Annotated in this window: 17 protein-coding genes and 1 pseudogene; 16 read left to right on the forward strand and 2 right to left on the reverse strand. The window is 66.9% G+C overall.

Translation table 11 applies throughout. The annotated features are described in order from the left end of the window. Positions 1-456 (forward strand): ATPase (locus ADBZ9K_RS00890; protein ID WP_526617854.1); only part of this gene is annotated, 456 nt, incomplete at its 5' end. A 326-nt stretch (positions 457-782) separates the two neighbouring features. Here the strand turns inward: ADBZ9K_RS00890 and ADBZ9K_RS00895 are convergent. Next, a complete protein-coding gene (locus ADBZ9K_RS00895; RefSeq protein WP_526618218.1) occupies positions 783-1,457 on the reverse strand; it encodes a Crp/Fnr family transcriptional regulator in 675 nt (224 codons plus the stop codon). A gap of 436 nt (positions 1,458-1,893) precedes the next feature. Here ADBZ9K_RS00895 and ADBZ9K_RS00900 point away from each other — a divergent pair, with 436 nt between their 5' ends. The 15 genes and pseudogenes from ADBZ9K_RS00900 (at position 1,894) to eccA (ending at position 21,760) form a co-directional block, all read left to right on the forward strand. Beyond that, positions 1,894-2,040: a hypothetical protein gene (locus ADBZ9K_RS00900; RefSeq protein WP_526617856.1), complete on the forward strand. Its 147-nt coding sequence runs from the start codon at positions 1,894-1,896 to the stop codon at positions 2,038-2,040. Between the two features lie 267 nt (positions 2,041-2,307). Beyond that, positions 2,308-2,787, forward strand: a complete 480-nt coding sequence (locus tag ADBZ9K_RS00905) for a hypothetical protein (RefSeq protein ID WP_179476408.1) — start codon at positions 2,308-2,310, stop codon at positions 2,785-2,787. Between the two features lie 63 nt (positions 2,788-2,850). Then, on the forward strand, positions 2,851-3,891 hold the full coding sequence (locus tag ADBZ9K_RS00910) for a C40 family peptidase (protein ID WP_526617858.1): 1,041 nt from the start codon (positions 2,851-2,853) through the stop codon (positions 3,889-3,891). A 207-nt stretch (positions 3,892-4,098) separates the two neighbouring features. After that, positions 4,099-5,646, forward strand: coding sequence for a type VII secretion protein EccB (gene eccB / locus ADBZ9K_RS00915; protein WP_526617860.1), 1,548 nt, complete (start codon positions 4,099-4,101; stop codon positions 5,644-5,646). After that, entirely contained in the window at positions 5,643-9,851 is a 4,209-nt protein-coding gene (gene eccCa, locus ADBZ9K_RS00920) for a type VII secretion protein EccCa (protein ID WP_526617862.1), read from the forward strand. The genes eccB and eccCa overlap by 4 nt, the downstream gene beginning before the upstream one ends. A gap of 78 nt (positions 9,852-9,929) precedes the next feature. After that, on the forward strand, positions 9,930-10,226 hold the full coding sequence (locus ADBZ9K_RS00925; protein WP_526617864.1) for a PE domain-containing protein: 297 nt from the start codon (positions 9,930-9,932) through the stop codon (positions 10,224-10,226). Between the two features lie 9 nt (positions 10,227-10,235). Further along, positions 10,236-11,423 carry a PPE family protein gene (locus ADBZ9K_RS00930; RefSeq protein WP_526617866.1) on the forward strand — a complete coding sequence of 396 codons (1,188 nt, stop codon included), beginning with the start codon at positions 10,236-10,238 and terminating at the stop codon, positions 11,421-11,423. A gap of 148 nt (positions 11,424-11,571) precedes the next feature. Then, positions 11,572-11,865 (forward strand): WXG100 family type VII secretion target, encoded by a 294-nt coding sequence (locus ADBZ9K_RS00935; protein WP_526617868.1) that lies wholly within the window; start codon positions 11,572-11,574, stop codon positions 11,863-11,865. 51 nt (positions 11,866-11,916) lie between these two features. Next, on the forward strand, positions 11,917-12,204 hold the full coding sequence (locus tag ADBZ9K_RS00940) for a WXG100 family type VII secretion target (protein WP_526617870.1): 288 nt from the start codon (positions 11,917-11,919) through the stop codon (positions 12,202-12,204). Between the two features lie 207 nt (positions 12,205-12,411). Next, positions 12,412-13,338, forward strand: a complete 927-nt coding sequence (locus ADBZ9K_RS00945; protein WP_526617872.1) for an ESX secretion-associated protein EspG — start codon at positions 12,412-12,414, stop codon at positions 13,336-13,338. A gap of 121 nt (positions 13,339-13,459) precedes the next feature. Continuing rightward, on the forward strand, positions 13,460-15,010 hold the full coding sequence (locus ADBZ9K_RS00950; RefSeq protein ID WP_526617874.1) for a MinD/ParA family ATP-binding protein: 1,551 nt from the start codon (positions 13,460-13,462) through the stop codon (positions 15,008-15,010). Further along, a complete protein-coding gene (gene eccD / locus ADBZ9K_RS00955) occupies positions 15,007-16,599 on the forward strand; it encodes a type VII secretion integral membrane protein EccD (protein WP_526617876.1) in 1,593 nt (530 codons plus the stop codon). Before ADBZ9K_RS00950 ends, eccD begins: the two co-directional genes overlap by 4 nt. A gap of 50 nt (positions 16,600-16,649) precedes the next feature. Beyond that, positions 16,650-18,281, forward strand: coding sequence for a type VII secretion-associated serine protease mycosin (mycP, locus tag ADBZ9K_RS00960; protein ID WP_526618219.1), 1,632 nt, complete (start codon positions 16,650-16,652; stop codon positions 18,279-18,281). Further along, positions 18,278-19,873, forward strand: a complete 1,596-nt coding sequence (gene eccE, locus ADBZ9K_RS00965; RefSeq protein WP_526617878.1) for a type VII secretion protein EccE — start codon at positions 18,278-18,280, stop codon at positions 19,871-19,873. Before mycP ends, eccE begins: the two co-directional genes overlap by 4 nt. Positions 19,874-19,919: 46 nt before the next feature. Next, positions 19,920-21,760: pseudogene (eccA, locus tag ADBZ9K_RS00970) on the forward strand (type VII secretion AAA-ATPase EccA). 127 nt (positions 21,761-21,887) lie between these two features. On the opposite strand, the gene ADBZ9K_RS00975 reads toward eccA, so the two are convergent. Next, positions 21,888-22,148, reverse strand: coding sequence for a hypothetical protein (locus tag ADBZ9K_RS00975; protein ID WP_526617880.1), 261 nt, complete (start codon positions 22,146-22,148; stop codon positions 21,888-21,890). Between the last annotated feature and the right edge of the window lie 63 nt (positions 22,149-22,211).

The following is a 22,211-nucleotide window of genomic DNA, read 5'->3' on the forward strand; positions in this document are numbered from 1 at the left end:
ATGCACGCACAGTTGAGTGCCGCCGATGTCTCGCACTGCGTCATCGATGGTGACTTCCTCGACATGGCCCACCCAACCCCCTGGGAGCACGGATTGGCCGAGCGAAACCTCGCGGCCATCTGGGCCAACTACCGTGCGCTGGGCTACACAAGGTTGATCTACACGAACACCGTCAGTGTGCTGCCCACCGTCATGCAGGCACTGCTCGGCGCCATGGGCGGCGACCTCGAAGCGGTCGCTGTCCTGCTGACATGCACCGAAGACACTGCCCGCCAACGTCTTACCGGGCGGGAAAAGGGTTCAGCACTCAACCGTCATGTCGAACTCAGCACGCAGATGGCGGTGACGCTCGAAGCCACCTGCCCACCGACCGTGCACCGTGTTCCTACCGACACCTGCAGTATTCAATCGATAGCCGCAGACGTCATCCGGTTGACAGGCTGGCTTCCCGACTAGCCTCACCATCCACGGAAAACGAGACAGGATGTCACCCCGCCTCGTTTCTACTTACTTCCGAACTACCGCAGACGGCCGGGCAGTCCACCGTCCGTGCCCGCCCCGCAAGAAGAGGGAGACACCTTCCATGATGGTCATTGGCATCGATGCCCACAAAGGCACCCACACCGCCGTCAGCGGTGACGAGCTCGGACGACCCGGACCAACGAAAACCGTTGGCACCACACCCGACGACCACCGAGAATGGTCTGCAGAGGTCGCGCGAATGCATGACTCTAGATGGCGATCGTGGACTACACCGGCAAACAACGCCGCCGCTCCATCAGCTAACGTGCCCGGCGGCCGAGTGCGACGCTATCGAGAATCAGTACACTCTTGGGCTCCAGAACGATCCAGCCCCGCTGGTCGAAATCGACCAACGCCTTTTTGACGGTTTCTCGCGAGGCGCCGACGAGTTGACTGAGTTCTTTTTGCGACAAGTCATGGCGCACATGGTGCCCGGCGGGGCTGTGCGCGCCGAACCGCTGGGCGAGCCGCAGGAGTTGTTTGGCGACTCGGCTGGGCACGTCCCTGAAGGTCATATCGGCCACTTGGTCGTTGGTGCGCCGCACCCTTGCGGCCAGCACCTGCAGCAACCGCTCTGCTATTCGCGGACTACGGCTGAGCCAAATACTCAGCGCATGATGGTCTATCGACGCCGTGAGGGCGGGGGTGACCGTGGTCGCTGTCGAGGTCCGCGGACCCGGATCCAACAGTGATAACTCGCCGAACACATCTGAGGGTCCGAGGACGGCGAGCAAGGCCTGGCGCCGATCCGGGGTGTGTTGGGTGATCTTGACCTTGCCCGAGACGATGATAAACAGCCGATCGCCTGGTTCTCCCTGACTGAAAATGGTTGTCCGGGGACCCATCTCGAAGAGCTCGAGCTGCTCGGCCAGCACTGTCGCATCAGCGGGCGAGAGATCCCCGAGGACCCCCGCGGCGGCCAGTAAGCGGCGCACGTTTGCGTGATTTGCACTCAGGGGGCGGATCGGACCCAATGGTGACGTCATCGTTGGCGACGCTCCTCACAGGCTGCACACACGACCAGAGTCACGCAGTGTTGGCTGGCAGGGTCGCGCCTCACGCCGTCGCGCTCGACGAACATACTGTCATCCTTACCGTATGAACAGCGATGCGTCGATCGATATCGTATCTGTGCGGATGCCGCCGCTAAGCTCTCGGGTCAGCCCACATCTAGGTGCCGACCTCGCGCAGCCGTCGAGCGTGCAGACCCCACCGAGCCCGGGATAGGGAAGCCGGCTCCAGTCAGTGCGACTGGCATGCGGGGGTTGGAGCGACCGAAAAGTGGGCGTTTCCTGCGTGAGTCAGCGATCCCGCAGCAGCAAGTTTCGCTGGCATCGGAGGTGACGCAGTCGAGACTCAGGCTCGACAGGGTTGAGTACCGGTGCGCTGACGGCGTGGATGGACCCCGCCGCACCGTGCCGAGCGGTCAACGCTGTCGTGTCGAAGATCTACCAAACCGTGATACTGTTCGCCGCCGGTCGGACCGGCGGCCCGCCGTTGTCGGAGTATCAGATCTGAGTCGGACTCGTTGCGGCGCAGTGCTAGTGAGGCCGACAGCGACCCTGAAACGGCGCTGTATCTGCACCGGATCGCCGTTCTTGGCGCTCAAATCGTGGGTGTCGTCGAGCGGGTACGCCCAGCCCGGCCAGGCTGACTCCGCATCGACGCTCGCGGACAATCAACGCACCTACGTTGCGCTCATCGACGCACTCGTCGCCGAGGAAGGCTACGCCCTGGACGACTGCAGGGGAGTGTCGTGCCAACCGAGACTCTATTCTGGCGGGTATGGATGCCGCGCAGAGCTACGTAGCGCAGGTGGACCGCATCTTGGCCGCTGCCGTGTCACTGTTCCCTGCCGAGGCGCACGGCGCCGAGCTGCAGCGCGATCCAGCGCCGGCCGGCGGGGATCTTCCAGACGGTGATAGTGGTCTGGCCACAGCGACGGGGGAGGCATCCGACCGTTATCGGCGTGACGATGCGCGCGCGGTGGCGCTGAGCGATGCCCTGCACAGCTCGGTAACGGAAGCGGTCACCCATGCTCGGCAGGCCAACGAGTCGGCCCGGGCGATCGCGCAGACCGCCGCGACGGGTGCGCGGGCCGTGTTGGCCGAGGGGTCCGACCCACACAACCTTGTGCTGCTGGTGTCGCAGATGGACGACCGTCTTGCGGCCATGCAGGACCACATCAAGCAGACCCGTGAGCGGTTGCATGCGTCCGCCCAGAAGATCGCGGCGCATCAGGCGGAGATCGCCCAGCACACGTAAATCGTCTCGATCCGCTTTTTTGGGGCGGTGCTGTAGGGGTGGTGGCGGTTTTAGTTTGAGCGGGTGGGCGGCTCGGGTGTGGGCGCGTATATCGCGCAGGTTGACCGGGTGTTGGCCTCTGCCCAAGGTGTTTTCCCCGCTGCCGGTGGTCCGGGCTCGGTCGGCAGCCAGGGTCCCGGTGTTCCGGTCGCTCCCGCCGATTCGGCATTAAGTACCGGGGCCGGCAACGCCGGGGACGGCTATAAGCGCACCTGGGGCACCGTGACCGGCCTGGACGCTCAAACCAACGGCACCTCGGCCGCCGGGGCGGCCGAAGGCCAGAATGGTCGCGCCGGTGCCACCGGAGTGCGCCAGAGCGCGGCCAGCGCCGCGGCCGCGATCGCCCCGGCCACCGGATCGCCGGCCGGGGTGAAGACGCTGGTGACCAGCATGGATGACCGTTTGGCGGCGATGCAGCGCCAGATCGAGTCGACCAAGGCGCAAAACCAGCTGCTGGCCACCCGGATGCGGCAGATGGCGATGGCCTACCGCCAGGCCGCCCAGGCTTCACCGGCGAGCATGTTCCGCGGGATGGGCGGCGGGATGGGTGGTGGCGGCGGAATGCCCTCGATGGGCATGGGCGGTGGCGGGGGCGGGTTCCCCGGCATGGGGATGTTCTCCAAGCTGCCCGGCATGCTCACCGGCCAAAACTCACGCCAGGCCGCTGATCAGCTCACTTCTGATCTTTTCGGCCGGGACGGCAACGGCAGTGACCGCGCCAACCGAGCGGTCGCCTTCGCCAAATCCAAGTTGGGCGCACCGTACGTGTGGGGTGCCACTGGACCCAACGCGTTCGACTGCTCTGGTTTGACTCAATGGGCCTACAGGCAGGCCGGGGTGAACATTCCCCGCACCACCTATGACCTGGTGAATGCGGGCACCCCTGTGAGCCGGGCGAACATCCGGGCAGGCGACCTGATCCTGTGCAACTGGCAAAACGGGCGACCCGAACACGTCGTGATGGCAGTCTCGCCCGACATGGTGATCGAGGCGCCCAATCGGCACGAGCGGGTCAAGTTCTCGTCGATCCCCTCCGGGCACCTGGTCATCCGGCGGGTCGCCTGAGGCGATCATCCAGCCCGCAGGGTCGGGCGAGCACGTGGGCCCGAGGCGTTGATTTGGTGCACTTCGCAGTGCCGCAGACCAGGCATCATGGGAGTTGAAAGTACGGAGCTTCGGGCGTCGCTATGGCGATGTGGGCCGGTTTATGTTGAGTCGGTGACCGAAGTTGACCGACGTTTCGTACATCGCGGGAATCCGGGGGCGGAGTAGATGGCAGGCGAACGAGGTAGCGCCGTCAAGGACAAAGAGGTCGCACGGCGGCGGCTGGGCCGCGGCTTGGGCTATGCAACGCGAGTCCAGGTCACCGCGCACCAGTTCATGGCACGCCGCGCCGCGCTGGGCATGACGCGCCGCCAGGTGCGCATGGAAGCCGAACCGGGTCGACGTGAGTGGATGGCCGTGCTGGCCGGGCTCTCGATCGTCGTCGTCATCTGCATGGGCGCGCTGTTCTGGTCGTTCATCCGGCCCGCGGGCTCGGTGGGCGGGTCCAAGATCATCGCCGACCAGGACAGCGGGGCGCTCTACGTCAACGTCGGCGACGTGCTCTACCCGGCGCTGAACTTGTCCTCAGCTCGGCTGATCGCCGGGCAGGCTGAAAACCCCGTCCGGGTGCGCCGCAGCGAGATCGACTCTCGCCCTCGCGGGGTCATGGTCGGCATTCCGGGGGCACCGAACGTCATGAACGCGACTTCCCCGTCAGGTTCGTCGTGGCTGGTCTGCGACGCGGTGACCAAGGCGTTCGGCGCAGGCGCACCGGAGCCGGTCACCGTGACGGTGATCGACGGTCAACCTGACCTGTCGGACCGCCGCAGGGTGCTCGATAAATCCGATGGTGTGCTGCTGCGCTTCGGCAGCGACGTGTGGCTGATTCGCGATGGCCGTCGGTCACGGGTGGACGCGAGCCAGCGCCCAGTGCTCCTGGCGTTGGGGGTCACCGCCGAGGACCTGGCGGCGGCCAGACCGATGAGCCAGGCGCTGCTCAACGCCATTCCGGTGGCACCACCGTTGACCGTGCCGGTGATCCCAGGTCTGGGCAATCCCGCTCCCTTCCCCGGCGCTCCGGGCCCGGTCGGCACCGTGGTGTCGACCCCACAGGTTGAGGGCAACACCACCTATTCGGTGGTGCTGCTGTCGGGAATGCAGACGATTTCGCCGATTGTGGCGCAGATTCTGCAGAACGCCGGCGGCAATCCCACCGGTGCGGTGCCGGTGATCGCCGGGTCGGCGCTGTCTCAGCTGCCGTCGGTCAACCGGATCGACACGTCGATCTACCCGGACGAGCCGCTGAAAGTGGTGGACACCCAAGCCAATCCGGCGACGTGCTGGTGGTGGGAGAAAGGGGCGGGGGAGAGCCGCACCACCACCTCGGTCGTGTCCGGTGCGACCATTCCGGTGCCGGCCGAACGCAGCGGCGACATCGTGAAGCTGGTGCCGTCGGAGTCGACAGGCGGTCAAGTTGCCGATCAGGTCTACTTTGGGCCCGATTACGCCAACTACGTCGTCAGCACCGGCAATGGACCGACCGCGTCGACCAAGGAGTCGGCGTGGTGGCTCTCGGAGTCCGGCATCCGATTCGGCGTGCTTCGTGACCGGGAGACGCTGACCGCGCTGGGCCTGAACGTCGAGCCTCAGCCCGCCCCGTGGTCGGTGCTGCGACTGTTCGTCGCCGGCCCGACATTGTCGAAAGCTGACGCCTTGGTACGTCACAACACGCTGCCGCTGGATCGCAACCCCGGAGCATTGGAGCAACCGAAGTGAAGCAAGGATTCGTCCGGCCCAAGCCCACACCGCCGCCGGGAAGTGATCTCAAGCCGGAGCCGATCAAGCTACTGACGCCGCTGAAAGTTCCACCGCCAGAGGGCAAATCGCCGTGGATTATCGTCGTCGGCATCCTGGTCATCGGCCTGGTCGTCGGCATGGTGGCTGTGTCGTTCGCATCGGGGGCCCGCACCTTCAACGGCGTGGGCGCGATCTTCCCCGTGTTCAGCATCCTCGGTATCGGCGCGATGCTCTTCGGTGGCCGGTTCAGCGGCGGCAATCAGCAGATGAGCCGCGGCAAGCTCGATGCCATGCGGGCGCGGTTCCTGCTGGTTCTCGATGAGATGCGCGACCGGGTATCTGATTCGGCGGACAAGCTCGACGGGAACTACCGCTGGTATCACCCGCCTGCGGATACGCTGATCGCCCAGGCGGGCGGGCCGCGGATGTGGGAACGCAACCCCAACGGCAAAGACACGTGGTTCGGGGTCGCCCGGGTGGGCGTGGGGATGACCTCGCTGACCGAGGGCGGGGCGGTCACGTTCAGTGAGCCCGATGACATGCCGACTGAGATTGAGCTCGAACCGGCTACCGGTAAGGCGCTGCAGGAGTTCGTCCGCTATCAGAGCGTGGCCTATGGCACCCCGGCACTGATTTCACTGCTGGTCGAGCCGGGCTACCGCATCAGCGGTGAACGCGAGGCCTCGTTGGCGTTGATGCGGGCGATCATCGCCCAGCTGGTGTTCTCCCACGGTCCGGATCATCTGCAACTGGTCGTGGTCACTGATGACGTCGATGAGTGGGAATGGGTGAAGTGGTTGCCGCACAACGGCAATCCGCACCAGCTCGACGGCGCGGGTCCGGCTCGCATGGTGTACACGTCGGTGACCGAGTTCGCGAACAGTCAGTTCACTGATGCCGTGCGCCGCGGTGGCGCCTTCGTGCCCCGCCATGCGGCCAGCCGCGATGCCGTGGCACCCATGCCGCACACCGTGGTGGTCAGTGACATCGCTTCCGGTGGCTGGTATTCGGTGATGACCTCGACCGGAGTGCAGGGCTGGACATTCTTCGACGTCCGCGGTGGGGTGCCCGCCTGCCAGGATGAGCGCGGGGCCCGTACGCTTCGCCTCAACGAGGACGGCGTCATTGACGCCGTACCCCGCGACGGGACCTGGGCGGCCGATACCGAGGAAGGCTTCCAGTTCTTCGCCATCGCCGATCGGCTGGAGCGGTTCGAGGCTGAACAACTGGCCCAGCAGATCGCGCGGTCGCGTATCGCTGAGCCGTACGAAGACATCGGTGACGAGGTGAGCGATTTCCAGCGCCCACGCGACATCCTGGCCTATTTCGGCGTCAACGACGCGGCGTCGGTCGACTTCGACGCACTCTGGGGAACGCGCCGCGACATCAATTCCCCTGAGACCCTGCGCATCCCCTTCGGTGTGCGCGCGGACAACGGCGAGCTGGTGTTCGTCGACATCAAAGATATGAACCAGGGCGGTGACGGCCCGCACGGCGTGATGTCGGGCACAACGGGTTCCGGTAAGACCACGGCGATTCGCACCGTGCTGCTCTCGGCGATCCTGGGGCACCCGCCAGAGAACTTGCAGATGATCCTCGCCGACTGCAAGGGCGGCGCGGGCGTCAAACCGTTCGAGGGCACCCCACACGTTCCGCACATCATCACCGACCTGGAAGACGACCAGGTGCTGATGGACCGGTTCATCACCGCGATGTGGGGCGAGATCGCTCGCCGCAAGCAGGTCTGCAACTCCGTCGGCGCCGATGATGCCTACGAGTACAACCAGATCCGCGCCGAACGTTTGGCGCGAGGCGAATACCTGGAGCCGCTGCCGCGGCTGCTGGTCGTGCTCGACGAGTTCAAGGAAGCGTTCCGGATCAAACCGGATCTACCCGAGGTGCTCGACCAGATCGGACGCCAGGGACGGTCGCTGTGGGTGCATCAGCTGCTGGCGAGCCAGGACATTGACTCCCGCGCGGAGAAGCTGCTGGAGAACGTCGGGTACCGGCTGGTGCTCCGTCAGAACACCTCGGCCAGCGCGTCGGCGGCCGGCGTCCCGCAGGCGGTCAACCTACCCCGCGAGGTCGGTGTGGGGTACATGCGCACCGGCTCGGCCGACGAACTTACCCGGTTCCGGGCCGAGTCGCTGTGGCGCGACTACCGCCGCCCGGGTGCGGACAACGACGACGTCATTGAAGCCACGTCCTCGTCGGACAAATACCTTGAGCCGCAGTTGTTCACGACATCGTGGGTGCCGCTGCCCGACCATCTGAGCGAGCAGGCGCCGAGGGAGACGACCACCACAGTGGTTGAGTCGGTGGAGGACGACGATGAGGACGACGCGCTGCGCAAGCCGAAGATCGGCCCGGTCATTCTCGACCAGCTGCGCACCTACAACTTCAAGCCGCAGGTGCTCTGGCAGCCGCCGCTGGACGTGCCCCACACCATCGACCAGATCGTCAACATGTATCTCGGTCGGCGATGGGACGAGAACTACGGCGCCACACCGGATCTGATCTTCCCGATCGGCATCGTCGACCGGCCCTACAAGCAGGATCAGCACCCCTTGCTGGTCAACACGACCGCCGACGGCGCCAACCAGCTCATCGTGGGTGTGCGCTCCTCAGGCAAGACCACCGCACTGCAGACCCTCATCTGCGCCGCGGCGATGACCCACACCCCCGAACAGGTCCAGTTCTACTGCCTGGCGCTGTCCTCGCGGGCTCTGGACACCGTTGCCGGCCTACCCCACGTCGGCGGGGTAGCCGGCGCCCTGGACGAAGACGGCATCCGCCGCACCATCTCCGAAATGCTGGAGCTGCTGGAACGTCGGCAACGCAGCTTCCCCGCGTGCGGGATCAGCTCGATGCAGGACCTGCGTGACCGCAAGTTCCGCGGCGCTCCTGGCGCGGTCCCCGACGACCCGTTCGGTGATGTGTATCTCGTCGTTGACAACTACGCCGCCCTGACTGCCGAAGCCTCGACGATCCGCAATAAGGACATCCTGTCGGCTCAGATTCAGAAGCTCGTCGGCGAGGGCACCAGCTTCGGTATCCATGTGATCATTTCCGTTGGCCGCGATATCGACCTGCCGCCGCGGATGCGCGGGTCCTGGCCGCAGCGCGTGGAACTCAAACTGCAAGGCCCCGAAGACGCCAAACTTCTGCGGGGCAAGCTCACCGACGCGGTTCCTTCGGGCAAGCCGGGCCGGGGCATGGTGGCCCAGAACTACGTGCGCCTGGGTGCCGAGGAGGAGGGCCTGCACACCCTGATCGCGCGACCGGCGATGAGCGGCACACCCAATTCGGAGTTCCGGTCCGAGAGCGTGGTCGAGGCCGTGTGCCGCGTGGCGGCCAAGTACCGGCCCGCGCCACGCGTGCGCCAGCTGCCCACCGAGATCACGCTGGCCGACCTGCAGGCGCGCGCTCAGCGGGAACAGCACGCCGGGATGGCCTGGGCGCTCAACGAGCGCGACCAGCTGGTCGGGCTCGAGAAAGATTCGCCATTCCTGGTCATCACCGGCCGTGAGGACTGCGGTCGGACCAACGCCCTCTCGGCGATCATGCGCGAGATCGCTCGGGTGTATGCGCCGGGGGCCAGCGCGGCCGTACCGGATCCGCGCGACGCCCGCCCCCGCGCGCAAGTGTGGTTGGTCAGCCCGCGCCGCGAACTGCTGCGCGTGCTGGGCAAGGACTACCTGGAACGCTTCACCTACCGCAACGACGAGGTGGGACCGTGGGCGGCCGAACTCAACCGCATCCTGACCGCCCGGCTACCCGAGGCGGGACTCGACGTGGATGCGAGCCTGGAGCAGCGCTGGTCTGGCCCGGAGATCTTCCTGATTGTCGACGACGCCGATCGACTACCCCCCGGCTACGACGCGCCACTGCGCGAGCTGGTTCCCGCTGCGAACGCCGCCCCCGACGTGGGCCTGCGCATCCTGTACGCCCGCCGCTTCGGCGGCTGGGCCGGTTCAGACCGCGCCGATCCACTACTGGGCGCCATGAAGCAAGCCAATGCGCCGTTGTTGGTCATGGATTCTGACGGCGAAGAGGGCTTCGTGCGCGGCCGGTGGAAGGGCCACCCCATGCCGGTCGGCCGCGGATTCCTGATGGATACCGGTGAATCGGGATTTTACGTTCAAGTAGGCCATGACACTTCGCCGGCGGGGGGTGGGAATTGATTTGGCGCACCGCACTCACCCAAAACTCCCGGTACACTCATATTGGAAAATCGACGCGACACAAGGGGGTCACGTTTCATGTTCGTCACTGCTGAACCTTTGGAAATGGGTGGGACGGCCGGCACGCTGACGGCGCTGACATCGGCCTTCACCAGCGGAAACGCTGCTGCGGCGGCGCCGACGACCGCCGTTGCGCCCGGACAGGCCAACGAGACGGCGATGCTGCTGTCAGCGGCCTTCGGCACCCACGGGTCGCTGTACCAGACGATGGCGGGCATGGCCTCCGCCTGGCACGCGTTGTTTGCCGGAGCGCTCGGCACGTCTGGCGCCAGCTACGCCGCTACCGAGGCCTTCAACGCCGCCGCGTCGCTATAACCGACCCCCATGGTTGAGTACGGAGCCCTGCCGCCGGAGATCAACTCCGCGCGCGCATACGCCGGGCCTCAGTCAGCGCCGCTGACCGCGGCGGCGGCGGCGTGGCAGGCGCTGGCGGCCAACCTCGCGAGCAACGCCGCGGCCTTGAACTCGGCGATCATGGCGCTGCTCGGCGGCGGCTGGCAGGGACCCTCTTCGGCGATGATGGCGGCCGGCGGCGCAGAGAACGTGCGATGGCTTTTCCAGGCAGCGACCCAAGCCCAGGAAACCGCGTTGCAGGCCGAGCAAGCCGCACTAGCAATTGAAGCCGCGCATGCCGGCTCGGTGCCGCCTCCCGTCATCGAAGCGAACCGCAATCTGCTCCAAGCCCTCATCTCCTCCAACTTCATGGGCGTGAACTCGGGCGCCATCGCCGCGTGTGTCGCCGCGTACGACGAGATGTGGTCTCAGGACGCATCCACGATGTACGGATTCAGCGCCGACGCGGCCGGCATCACCGGGTCGCTGGTTCCGTTCATGGCGCCCGCGCCGACGGTCAATCCTGGCGGATTCGCCAGCCAAGCGGCCGCCGTGGCACAGGCGGGGGGGACAGCGGCCGGTCAGGCCGGTCAGAACGCGGCGTCGGCAGGGCAATCAACGGCGAGCATGGGGGGCGGCGACGCCAGCTCCATCATGTCGATGGCCCCGCAGTTCATGAGCGCTGTTCCGCAGGCGTTGCAGGGCCTGGCGCAGCCGCTCATGGGTGGCGCCGGCAATCCGCTGCAGAGCCTGGGCGCATTTCAGGGCCTGCTGTCGCCGTTCATGAGCATGATGAACCCTGCCATGGGCGGTCTCGGCGGCACCGGGGCGCTGACCTCGGTGGCCTCCACCCTTGGGCCCGCTGGTGGGCTCGGTGGCGGCGGCTTCGGCGGCGGCATGGGTGCTCTATCCGCTGGCCTGGGCGGGGCCCGCAGTCTGGGCGGGCTGTCGGTGCCGGCCACCTGGGCAGCCAGCGCCCAACCCGCAGGGGGCAGCGCCGCCCCGATCTCAGCGACAGGCGGGGCCAGCGGCGGCGCCGCACCGGCCGCCACCGCCAGCGGCGGAGTCGGCGGCGCCGGGGGAGCCGCGCCCATGGCCGCTATGCAGGGCAAAGAGAACTCCTCGGGCAATGGACCGTCCTACGGCGCGCCGGTGCGCGTCCTTCCAAGGCCCCGCTGAGCGGGCGACCGGCAGACACCGAAGGGAGTCGGGAACTCAATTCCATGAAAAGTTTTTGGCGCATTGCTATACGCGTCGCCGCCAGGACACGATTAACGGGTCCAAGCAAATGGCCAGCATTCCCACCAACAAAACCAGGAGCAAATAGATGTCGACTTTCATGACCGACCCGGATGCGATGCGCGACTACTCGGGTCGTTTCGCCAATCACGCCACCAACATCGCGGCTGACGCCCAGAAGGCCTACGCCTCGTCGCAGGGCATCGCGGGGGCCGGTTGGGACGGCGACGCCAACAAGACGTCGGTGGTCACCGTGGAGGAGATGATGCGGGCGTTCCGCAACATCGAGAACCAGATGCACTTCGTCAGCGACAACCTGCGCACCTCGGCCGACACCTACGAGCAGCAGGAACAGGCCAGCAGCGCCGCGCTCAAGTCCTGACCGATCACTGACATCCACTGACATCCCTTCGTAGACAAGGATATTCACGACATGCCCATTCACTATCAGTACGCAGACGTTGAGGGTCACGGCAAGCTGCTGCAGGCCCAGGCCGGCTCGCTGGAGGCTGAGCACCAGGCGATCCTCAACGACCTCAACAACGTGGCCGACTTCTGGGGAGGCACCGGCAGCACGGGATTCCAGGAATTCGTCAACGAGCTCAACCGCAACTTCCGGGTGATCTTCGAGCAGCTCGGCGAGCACGGCGGAAAGATCGGGACTGTCGCCGGCAACACCATGCACGCCGACAGTGGTGTCGGTAGTACCTGGCACGCCTGAGCGGCCCGGGCAAGGGGGGTGCGCCGCCGTCACGCAGCAGCGGCCCGCGCGGACGCACTGCCCCACAACACCTCACGGCGCTTAGCTTCTTAACCGAAGCTCAATCGCCTGGGTACGCGGCGGCACCCTCTCCCGAGGGTGCCGCCGCTTTCGGTTTAGCCGCAGCACCAAAGAAGCTCCCCAGAGAACACGAAGGACATGCACATCATGTTTTCAGCCCACAGCGCCGAGCCGGTCGCCGATGTGACAGTCAATCTGCATGGCATGTGGATGCTGCAGGCCATGCTCGACATCGCCACCATGCCACCAGAACTCAGCACGGTGCCCTACGGCGCTCCGCGCGATAGCACGTGGATATCCGGAGATCCCCGCATCGAGCAGCTTCAAGAAGCCGGCGTGGTGGGCCTTGACGGGCACGTGATTCCTGCGGTGGCCAACAGGATGCGGGTACTGGCTGCCCCCGACGTCGAAGTAGCCATTCTCATTGCGCGCGGTGCACTTTCGTGGAAGGGGCGCATCGACGTCACTGATCCCTCCACGTGGCGACGCGACATCCCAGAGAACCAGCTGCAGATTGTGCTGGCCCGCCGCGACGGCCGGTGGGTATCGGCCGCCCGCGCCGGGGACGACATCACCATCGACGATGTGGGTTTCGACGGCGGATCGGCAATGTGGTTGCGCGACATCATCGTTGATCAACTCAACGCCATTCACCCGGTCGAGCCCTCGCGGATCGAGCCGATGAACCTACCTTACGAGGACATTCTGAGTGCGGCCGCCCAACGCACCGCCGCAACCGACGACCCGCAGCGGGACCTGCCGCTACGAGCGCTGGGTGTTCCGCCGGCAGCCCTGGCCGAACTCGGCGCGCTGCTCGACGAGCCGGTCATCGAAGCAGTCCTGTATGCCCGCGCCCACACCGATGCCCGCCGCGACACCAGCGCTACGGCGCTCAACATTCGCGACACCGAAGACGGACGGGTGGCGCTGTATCAGATGCTGGCCCCGCGCGGCTCCACGCAAGACTGGATGGTGATTGCGCCCGGGTCTGCCAGCCAAATCCTGCAGGGCATCCAAGCCGTTCTGAACAGCGTAAATGTCCGCGACTGGGAAAGTCATCAACGATTCGCGTAATGGCTGACCGTACCAGCAACCGATTTACCGAAGTTTCTCGCTTGGGCGTAGTTAACCGGTATTTGGCGGCCCTACGATTACATCATCACGTCTTCATCAAGCCATTGGGGTGGTTATGAGCATGGACCCGGAATTCACCGCGCGGTACCTGAACGAACAGGACCCTGACGAGAGCCCGCCCGGTCGGAGCCTGGACCAGGAGGTCAGCATCGGCGCCGAGCCGCAGGTACCTGAGGCACCGACGCTACCTGAGCCCGACGCTCCGCCGTATCAGGCGATGCCGGACAACTGGGCAGAAACGACGCAGGTCGTCGCAGCGGCACCGATCGCGGTGCCCCCGCCAGCGGCGCGCATCGACGAGCAGCACCGCCCGCCGAGCGCACCCGCTCGCGCCGCCGAGGGCGTCGGGGAGTATCGCGACGCCGGTGCCCGCCACCGCGACACCAGCTCCGAGTTCAGCGAAGCCCGCCGCCAGCAGCAAGCCCCGGCTACGCCGCCTCGCGGCTTCGCAGGCCCCGGCTCTGCCGATGTCGGCCAGGCGCCGTCAGGGCCGATGGCGCGAGCCGCCGACGAATTCGTCGATTACTCCCACGGCCCTGCGGCAGCACACCGACCGCCGTCACAGCCCTTCTCCGCAGCACCGCCGCGGGCACCGTCGGCGCCGAACAATCAACTAGCCCGCAGTGAGTCCGCGCCGGTGTGGGATGCCAGCGGTTCCAGCTTCGCCGACGCATCAAATGCCCCGGCGCTGCGGGCCGAGGATGTCGTGGCCGCGCGCAAGCTGCCGCCGGAAATGGGGTGGCGCAAGGCGGTCTATCTCGGCTCGGCCAAAACGATCAACCTCGGCGCTGGGCCGACCGAGCAGCGATTGCGCGACCAGATCGATCTGATCAAAACGAACATCCCCGGCAACTACCTCATCGGCGTGGTGTGCGTGCGCGGGGGAGTGGGCAAGACCCGCACAACGGCCGGGGTGGGCACCGCGTACGCCATCCACCGCAAGAACGAGCCGGTCCTGGCCATCGACGCCAACCCCACCTACGGTGCCCTAGGTCGGCTCATCGACCCAACTGCCACCGCGTCGATCCGAGAGTTCCTGGCCGACAAGAACCTTCACAGTTACCCGATGGCGCGGCACTACACCGGAAAGAACAAGCCGGGCCTGGAAGTCCTGGCCGCCAGCCAGAACGTCACCAATCCCTTTGATCTGTCGCCGGAGGCCTTCCAGGCGGTGCTCGGCCGGGTCCGCCGCTTCTACCAGCTGGCGCTGGTGGACTGCGGCCCGGAGATCGAGCACCCGGTCATGCAGGCGGTGCTGTCCCACGTGGATTCGCTGATCATCGTGGGCACGATGAACTTCGATGGTGCCGCCGCAGCGGAAACCACCATCAAGTGGCTGGCCGCGCGCAGTGAGTATCAGGCCTTGCTGCGCCGCTCGGCGCTGGTGCTCAACGACGTATACAACTGCGCCGACAAGGATTTCATGGCCAAGGTGCGGGAAACCATCGGGCAGCGGGTCGGCGGCGTCACCTCCATCCCCTGGGACAAGCACCTTCGCGACAGCCCTCAGCTGGACTGGGATGCTCTGCGCCGCGAAACGCAGTACGCCTACCTGGATGTCGCCGCGTGGCTGGCCCAGGGCTTCCGCAGCGGACGGACGGCACTGCGGTGACCTCAGTTCGTGATGCCGCGGTGAGCACCGGGACGGGGGAAGAATCCGAGCAGCTGCGCCAGGTACTGGTCGCGGTCATGGTCAACGACGTGTCTATCGGATTGCGGTTGGATGCCGCCGCGGCGATCGGCATTCAGACGCCCGCTCTGGTCGACGTGCTCAACAGCCGCCTCACCGAGATCGGCAAACCCCGGCTGTCGGTGCGCCCCGGTGATGCTGTCCCGGGCCGGGGCCGCTGGGCACTGTGCTGGGTCGACGGGACACCGCTGAAGCCCAAACGCTCTCTGAGCGAGCAGGGCGTGCTCGACGGCACCACCCTGTGGCTGCGCTTCATCGACGACGCCGAGGCGCGTATCCCGGTGATCGAGCACGTCACCAGCGCCATCCCCGCCGAACTGCGCAAGCACTGGCCTTCGGTGACACCGCCGTGGGCAGCCCGTGTGGGTGTTGTCCTGGTGGCCATCGCCATGCTCTTGGTAGCGACATTGCTGCTGCGTTGGCGGTACGGGCACGACGACGTGATCGCCAGCGCCGCTGCCGGCGTGTGCGCGCTGGTGCTGATCGTCGCGGCCGTCGTCACCGGCATCCGGTCGGCACGCAACCGGCGCGCGGCCGGCGACGTCCGCAATATCGAGCCCGACCGGGCCGAGGTCCTGCGTGCCGAATTGTTCGTCGCTGACACGTTTTTGCTGCTGGCGGCGGCAACGACCGCGGCGGCAGCGGCACTGGCGATTCCCGGCCCACTCGGTGCTGTGCATGTCGGGTTGGGGGCCGCGGTCATCCTGGCCGCCGCGGTGCTGATCCTGCGATTCACCGGCCGCCATGTCGCCCTGTGCACAGCGGTGGTCATCATCAGCGCCGCCGCGCTGGCCGCCGGTGTCGCCCGCATGCTGTTGGTGACCTCGGCGGTGACGCTGTTGGGCATCGTGTTGATGGTGTCGATCGTCTGCATCAAGCTCGCTCCGGGCTTTGCCCGCATGCTGGCCAACCTGCGGCTTCCGGTGTTCCCGTCAGCCAGCGGCCGATGGATTTTCGAGACGCGCCCCGATCTGCCCAGTGCCGTGGTGGTGCCCAGCGGTGACACCCCCACGCTGGAGGGACCGGAGTCGGTCCGCAATGTGGTCATTTCCGTTGACCGTGCCCACGGCTTCCTGACCGGCGTGCTCGCGGGCTTCTCTGCCCTGCTGGTGATCACCGCGACGGCGCTGTGCGATCCGCACACCGATCGGCGATGGCTTCCCGTGGTCGTGGCTGCCACCAGTGCCGGAGCCATCCTGCTGCATGCCCGTTCCTACACCGATCGGCGGCAGTCCACCCTGTTGGCGGTAGCGCCAGTGGCGATCGCGCTCGCGGTGCCGCTGCGCTACGCGGTCAGTCTGTGGACGCCGGCCGCCCTGCTGATCGGATGCGCGACCATGCTGGTGATCACGGCCGCGGGTCTGGCTTTGGCGGCGATCATCCCGACACACGTCTACAGCCCGATGTTCAAACAGATCGTGGAATGGGTGGGCTACCTGCTGCTGATTGCGCCCTTCCCGCTGACGTTCTGGCTGATGGGTGTGTTCGCGGCGATCCGGTACCGCTCGTGAAGACCGCGACCGTGGTGCGCAGCACGTCGTGCCTGCTCGGCGCAGCCCTGATGGCGCTGGCCCCGGCGCTGGCCAGCGCACCTACCGCCGCGGCGGTGGCCCCACCGACCATCGATCCGGCGGCTGTCCCGCCGGACGGGCCACCCACCCCGCCCGAACCGATGAAGCAAGGGGCCTACTGCCCGCGCGTGGGAACACTTCCCGGAACCGACTACCGGGTGCAGCCCCGCTACCTGGACATGCTGAACCTTTCTGAGGCTTGGCAATTCGGTCGCGGAGCGGGGGTCACCGTGGCGGTCATCGACACCGGGGTCAACCCTCACCCGCGCCTGCCCAACCTCATTCCAGGCGGCGATTACGTCTCAGACGGGGACGGCCTCCAAGATTGCGACGCCCACGGCACGATCATCGCGAGCATCATCGCGGCCCAGCCCGCCGACGGGAAAACACCACTTCCCCCGGCGCGCCAAACACGGCGTCCCGACACCGTTCCGACGTCGGAAGCACCGCCACCGCCTCCGCCGCCACCGACGCAGACGGTGATCATTCAGGCCCCACCGCCACCACCGCCGCCACCACCGCCGCCGGACGCTCCAGCGGCGGCCTGGCACAGCGAGGGCGGCGCGCTGCACGTGCAGCCGGTCGACTTTCCGGGACCGATGCCGGCAGACGACCCTCCGCCGCCACCGCCACCCCCGCCGGTGATCCCCCCGCCTGACGCCTACACCGGGATCGCACCGGATGCGCAGATCATTTCGATCCGGCAGTCCTCGCAGGCGTTCAGCCCGGAGAACTCCTTCGGTAACGAAGATCCAGAGACCCGCCGTAAGGCCGGGGACATCGAGTCGATGGCTCGGGCGATCGTCCACGCGGCCAACATGGGCGCCAGGGTCATCAATATCTCTGAGGTGTCCTGCATGAGCGCCCTGGACGTCGTCGACCAGAAGGCACTGGGCGCAGCGATCCGCTATGCGGCCGTCGACAAGGACGCGGTGATCGTCGCGGCCGCCGGCAATACCAGCAATAAGGACTGCAAGCAGAATCCCATCTATAACCCGTTGAGCCCCAACGATCCTCGCGACTGGGCGGGTGTGTCCACCGTTGTCACCCCGGCCTGGTTCTCCGACTACGTGCTGACCGTGGGGGCGGTCGACGCTGACGGCAACCCACTGACCGACCTGAGCATGGCCGGACCCTGGGTGTCGATCGCCGCGCCAGGGACCAACATCGAAAGTCTGTCCGCCCGTGACGACGGCCTGATGAACGCCGTCGAGGGCAAAGACGGCAACGACACCAAGCTGATCAACCCTGCGGGCACATCGTTTTCGGCGGCGATCGTCTCCGGGGTCGCCACACTGGTGCGCCAGAAGTATCCGACCCTGACATCGCATCAGATCATCAACCGGCTCATCCGCACGGCGCGCCCGCCCGCTCGCGGGGTCGACAATCAAGTGGGATTCGGGATCGTCGACCCGGTCGCCGCGCTGACCTACGACCTGCCCGACGGCGATCCGCGCCCACCCGAGCGCATTGCTGATCCGCTGCTGCTGCCTCCGCCGCATCCGGGACGGGACATGTCACCGGTGTGGATCGCGCTCGCATCGATCGGTGGCGTGGCACTGCTGGCGGCCGCCGCGGTGGGTGTGGCGGCCATCGTTCGCAACAACAGGGGGACAGCGTGAAATCGACCTTCCCAATCGGACTGCGGCTCACCTGGTGGCGGGTCATCCTCGCCTTCCTGCTGACGGTGGCGTTGCTGGCCGCAGGTACCCACCTCTGGCATGGGCCGGTCGCGCTCGCCGTCCCGATCGTCGTCGCAGTGCTGCTCGATGCAGCTCTGCTGATCACGTGGCGTCAGGAGACCCTGGCAGCCCTGGCGTGGGGGCGGCTGTTGCGCCGGCACGCGGACCCGACCGTCGATGCGCCGGTGTCCTCGCACCGGCCCCGCTGGACCACCGACGAACTGGCGATCCGCGGCGACGACTTCGAAGCGCTGGCGGTGGTCGCCGTGGACGGCCCCTCGCACAGTCCCTCGGTGCTCGATCAGCATCGCGTGCATTCCGGGGTGCTGCTGCCCGTAGAGGTGGTGGCCCGAGCGGTGCAACAGTTCGACGTGAAGCTGGCCGGGATCGACATTCACAGCGTCGGACGGCGCCGCGCAGGCGAGGACCACCACCACTACGCGGCCACCTACTCCAGCGTCATCGCCGACTATGGCGCGGTCGGGGAGCGCAGCACCTGGTGTGTGCTGCGGATGCGTAGCCGTGACAACGCCGGAGCCGTCGCGGCCCGCGACTCGGTGGCGGCGACGCTGGCGGCGTGTGCGCGGCGATTGGCCGTGGAACTGGGTGCGCACGGGTGCCCGTCGCGGCTGGTGGATGCGGCCGAGCTGGCCGAGCTGGACACGGCCATTGCCGGGCCGCTGGCCCGCGGCGCGCACGCGCAATGGTCGGCGCTCGTACATCCCGCCGGCGCGGCCACGAACTACTGGGTGTCCCCGCAGGACATCACCACCGAAACCCTGGACCGGTTGTGGGCGCCCGACACCGACGCCACCATGACCAGCATTCAGCTGCGCCCCCAGGCCGGCGGAACGGTGTCGGTGGGCATGCTGGTGCGCTACTGCACGGCGGGCCTGCTCAAAGAGCCCCCGCTGCGCGGGCTCAACCCGCTCTCGGGCCAGCAGGAGCAGGCACTGCGCGCCACGCTCCTGGAGCCGGCGGTGCCGGAGTTGCAGCTGCCGCACCGGGCGCTGGGTGCCGGGGAGAAGCTGCGGGCACCGATCGGCGCTACCGGCATCCTGATCGGCACCACCGCCAAGCACCATCCGATGCTGGTGCCTCTGGGCGACGCCCGCCCGGGACGGCGGGCCTCGGTGACGGTGGCCGGGGAGCTGGCGCTGCTGTTCCAGATCGCCCGCCGCGCCGCGGCTACCGGCTACCGCGTGGCCGTCGTGTCGAGTCGCCCGGAACATTGGCGCGCTGCGCTGGCCCCCGGCCTGCGGGTGGTTCGCGAGGTGCCTGACGAGTTACCCGACAACGGGCGCGCCATGATGGTCGTCTATGACCACATCGGTACCACCGGCAACCATCCCAGCGCCGCGGTCACGGTGCGCGCCGTCAACCCGGGGACGGCCAGTGTGGCCGATGTGCACCTGGAGCAGGACTCCAAGAGCACCGCGGTCATCCGCACCGCTGAGTTCCGCTACCGGCTCCACATTGACGTGCAATCCGAACGCAACGACATTGCCGCCGCGATCCGGCGCGTGGCCTGAGCGGGCGAGCTGACACCACCAACGACTTCGAGAGGGACCCACGGCGATGACCACCACGCAAGCCAGCGACCCAGCCCGCGCAGCGATGACCCGGGGCTTGCTCGCCTCGGGTATCAACGTCGATGGCGTGATGGCCGGCCACAACCCGGCGGTGGCCACTGAGCAGTTCCGCAAGGCCACTCAACTCGATCCGAATATCTGTGACGCGTGGCTGGCCCGCATCGTCGCCGGCGATGACAGCGTGGAGGTCGTCCAGGCCGCCTGGGATGCCCGCGAATCCTACGGTTGGGAAATTCACCGGCTTAGCCTGCGCGGCACCGCGTTTCGCCCCATGGTCTCCGATGGTGTGTTCCTCAAGCTGGAGATCACCTCCCGCGATGCGCTACGCACCGCCCTGGCCGTGGCGCTGATCCGGGAGAAGCGCTACCCCCAGGCCCATGCTCTGCTGTCGGAAGCCAATCCCACAGACCCGTTTGACGCCGACTCCCACGTTTATGCGCGGGGCCTGCTGCATTTCCAGACCAAACGCTGGCCCGATGTCCTGGCCGCCTTCTCCCCAGACCGGGTGTGGCGTATGCCGATCTTTGGTGCGGCCGGCCTCGACGATGGCCGCGACGGCACTGGCCTCCCTGGGGGTCTTTGAAGACGCGTTCCGCCGTGCGCAGAAAGCCGTCGACAGTGATCTGCTTCCCTCTGCCACGACGATCGCGCTGTACACCCAGGCCATGTGCCTGCGCCACCTCGACAAGGCAGACGACGCCAATCAACTTCTGCGGCGGGCTTACTCGCGCGACTCTCAGTTCTCGCCGGCCCGTGAAGCACTCGACGACCAGACCATCCGGCTGACACTGACCAGCCCCGAGGCCATCGAATCACGCACCAACCCGTGGGACCCCGATAGCGCCCCGTCCAAGGAAGCCGCTGAGGCGGCCAAGCATTCAGCGCAAGCCAGCAAGCTGCTCGCTGAGGGCGACGCTGAGCTCAACGCCATGCTCGGTATGGAGGCCGCCAAGCGGGAAGTGAAGCGGATTCGCTCCACCACCAAAGTGAATCAGCTGCGCACCAAAGCCGGTCTGCCGGTGCCGGTCAGCTCGCGCCACACTTTGCTGCTGGGACCGCCGGGAACCGGCAAGACGACCGTCGCGCGATCGCTCACCAAGCAGCTGTGCGGGCTCGGTGTGCTGCGCCGGCCGACCGTCGTGGAAACCCGACGCTCCAAGCTGCTCGGCAGGCACATGGGTGGACGCTGAGAAGAACACCGAAGCCACTGTGGAAGGCGCGATGGGCGGGGCCCTGTTCATCGACGAGATGCACAACCTCTATGAGACCGGTTACTCCGGCGGCGACGCGTACGGGACAGCGATTCTGGAGACGCTGCTGCCGTATCTGGAGAACGACCGCGCCGAACTGGTGGTGTTCGGTGCGGGGATATCCCAACGCGATGGACGGATGCTGACCGCGAATCAGGGTCTGCGGCGCCGGTTTCCGACCGTAATCCGGTTCGAGTCCTACACCCCCGATGAACTGTGGCAGCTCACCGAGCTGATGGCCGCCGAGTACAAGGATGTCCTGGCCGAGGACGTCGAGGCGACGCTACGACCCGTGTTCGAGCGGTATTACGTGCAGGAGAACCGCTCTCCCGAAGGTGACGTGATCCGCGGAACGGACTGGCTCGGCAACGCCGGCTTCGTGCGCAACATCATCGAAAAGGCCCGCGATCACCGCAACAACCGCGTCGACAACGAGGACCTGGACGCCCTGCTGGCCCAGGACGAGCTGTTGACCGAGGCGCAGCTGCTGCCCTTCCAACAGCTCATCGCCGAAGACATCGCCGAAGGAGTGGCCGCGGCGGTATCGGATGCCGAATCCGACCGGACGACACCATGACACCGCGGCGCGGATGAGCCACGCGTGTCGGTAGTGGCTGATCAGCTCCGCTGATGGCGCGCAGTAAAACACCCTGGGCGGCAACCAGTGTGCCGACCGTCAGACGGCAGTGGTGTGAGGCCATGGATCACACCGTGGCCGCCCGTGTCGCACAGATGCAGGACGCCCGCGACCAACTCGCCACCGCGAATGCGCCAACGGGCTCGGCGCGACGGGTACGCGAGGCGATCGATCGAGTCAGTGCGGCGGTGTCGGAAATGGCCGATGACACTGCGGCATTGGCCGACGCGTCGATGTACTGGGTTTCGCGCGACATGGTGGGCGTGGTCCAGGATGCAGCGACCGGCCTGCCGGAGTGGACGCCGGCGGCTGCGATCCCGGCTCCCACCGGGCTGCTGTGTTGGGCTCGCCCGGTGGGGCAAGTTCCCTACGGTCCAGGCGCCGAAAGCGG

It is taken from the genome of Mycobacterium sp. (assembly GCF_965229265.1).
GTDB lineage: Bacteria > Actinomycetota > Actinomycetes > Mycobacteriales > Mycobacteriaceae > Mycobacterium.

Bases quoted from the DNA above. Each gene is read 5' to 3' on its own strand.
- ADBZ9K_RS00905 (WP_179476408.1), top strand. From the start codon at position 2,308: ATGGATGCCGCGCAGAGCTACGTAGCGCAGGTGGACCGCATCTTGGCC.
- eccB (WP_526617860.1), top strand. From the start codon at position 4,099: ATGGCAGGCGAACGAGGTAGCGCCGTCAAGGACAAAGAGGTCGCACGG.
- ADBZ9K_RS00925 (WP_526617864.1), top strand. From the start codon at position 9,930: ATGTTCGTCACTGCTGAACCTTTGGAAATGGGTGGGACGGCCGGCACG.
- ADBZ9K_RS00930 (WP_526617866.1), top strand. From the start codon at position 10,236: ATGGTTGAGTACGGAGCCCTGCCGCCGGAGATCAACTCCGCGCGCGCA.
- ADBZ9K_RS00935 (WP_526617868.1), top strand. From the start codon at position 11,572: ATGTCGACTTTCATGACCGACCCGGATGCGATGCGCGACTACTCGGGT.
- ADBZ9K_RS00940 (WP_526617870.1), top strand. From the start codon at position 11,917: ATGCCCATTCACTATCAGTACGCAGACGTTGAGGGTCACGGCAAGCTG.
- ADBZ9K_RS00945 (WP_526617872.1), top strand. From the start codon at position 12,412: ATGTTTTCAGCCCACAGCGCCGAGCCGGTCGCCGATGTGACAGTCAAT.
- ADBZ9K_RS00950 (WP_526617874.1), top strand. From the start codon at position 13,460: ATGGACCCGGAATTCACCGCGCGGTACCTGAACGAACAGGACCCTGAC.
- mycP (WP_526618219.1), top strand. From the start codon at position 16,650: ATGGCGCTGGCCCCGGCGCTGGCCAGCGCACCTACCGCCGCGGCGGTG.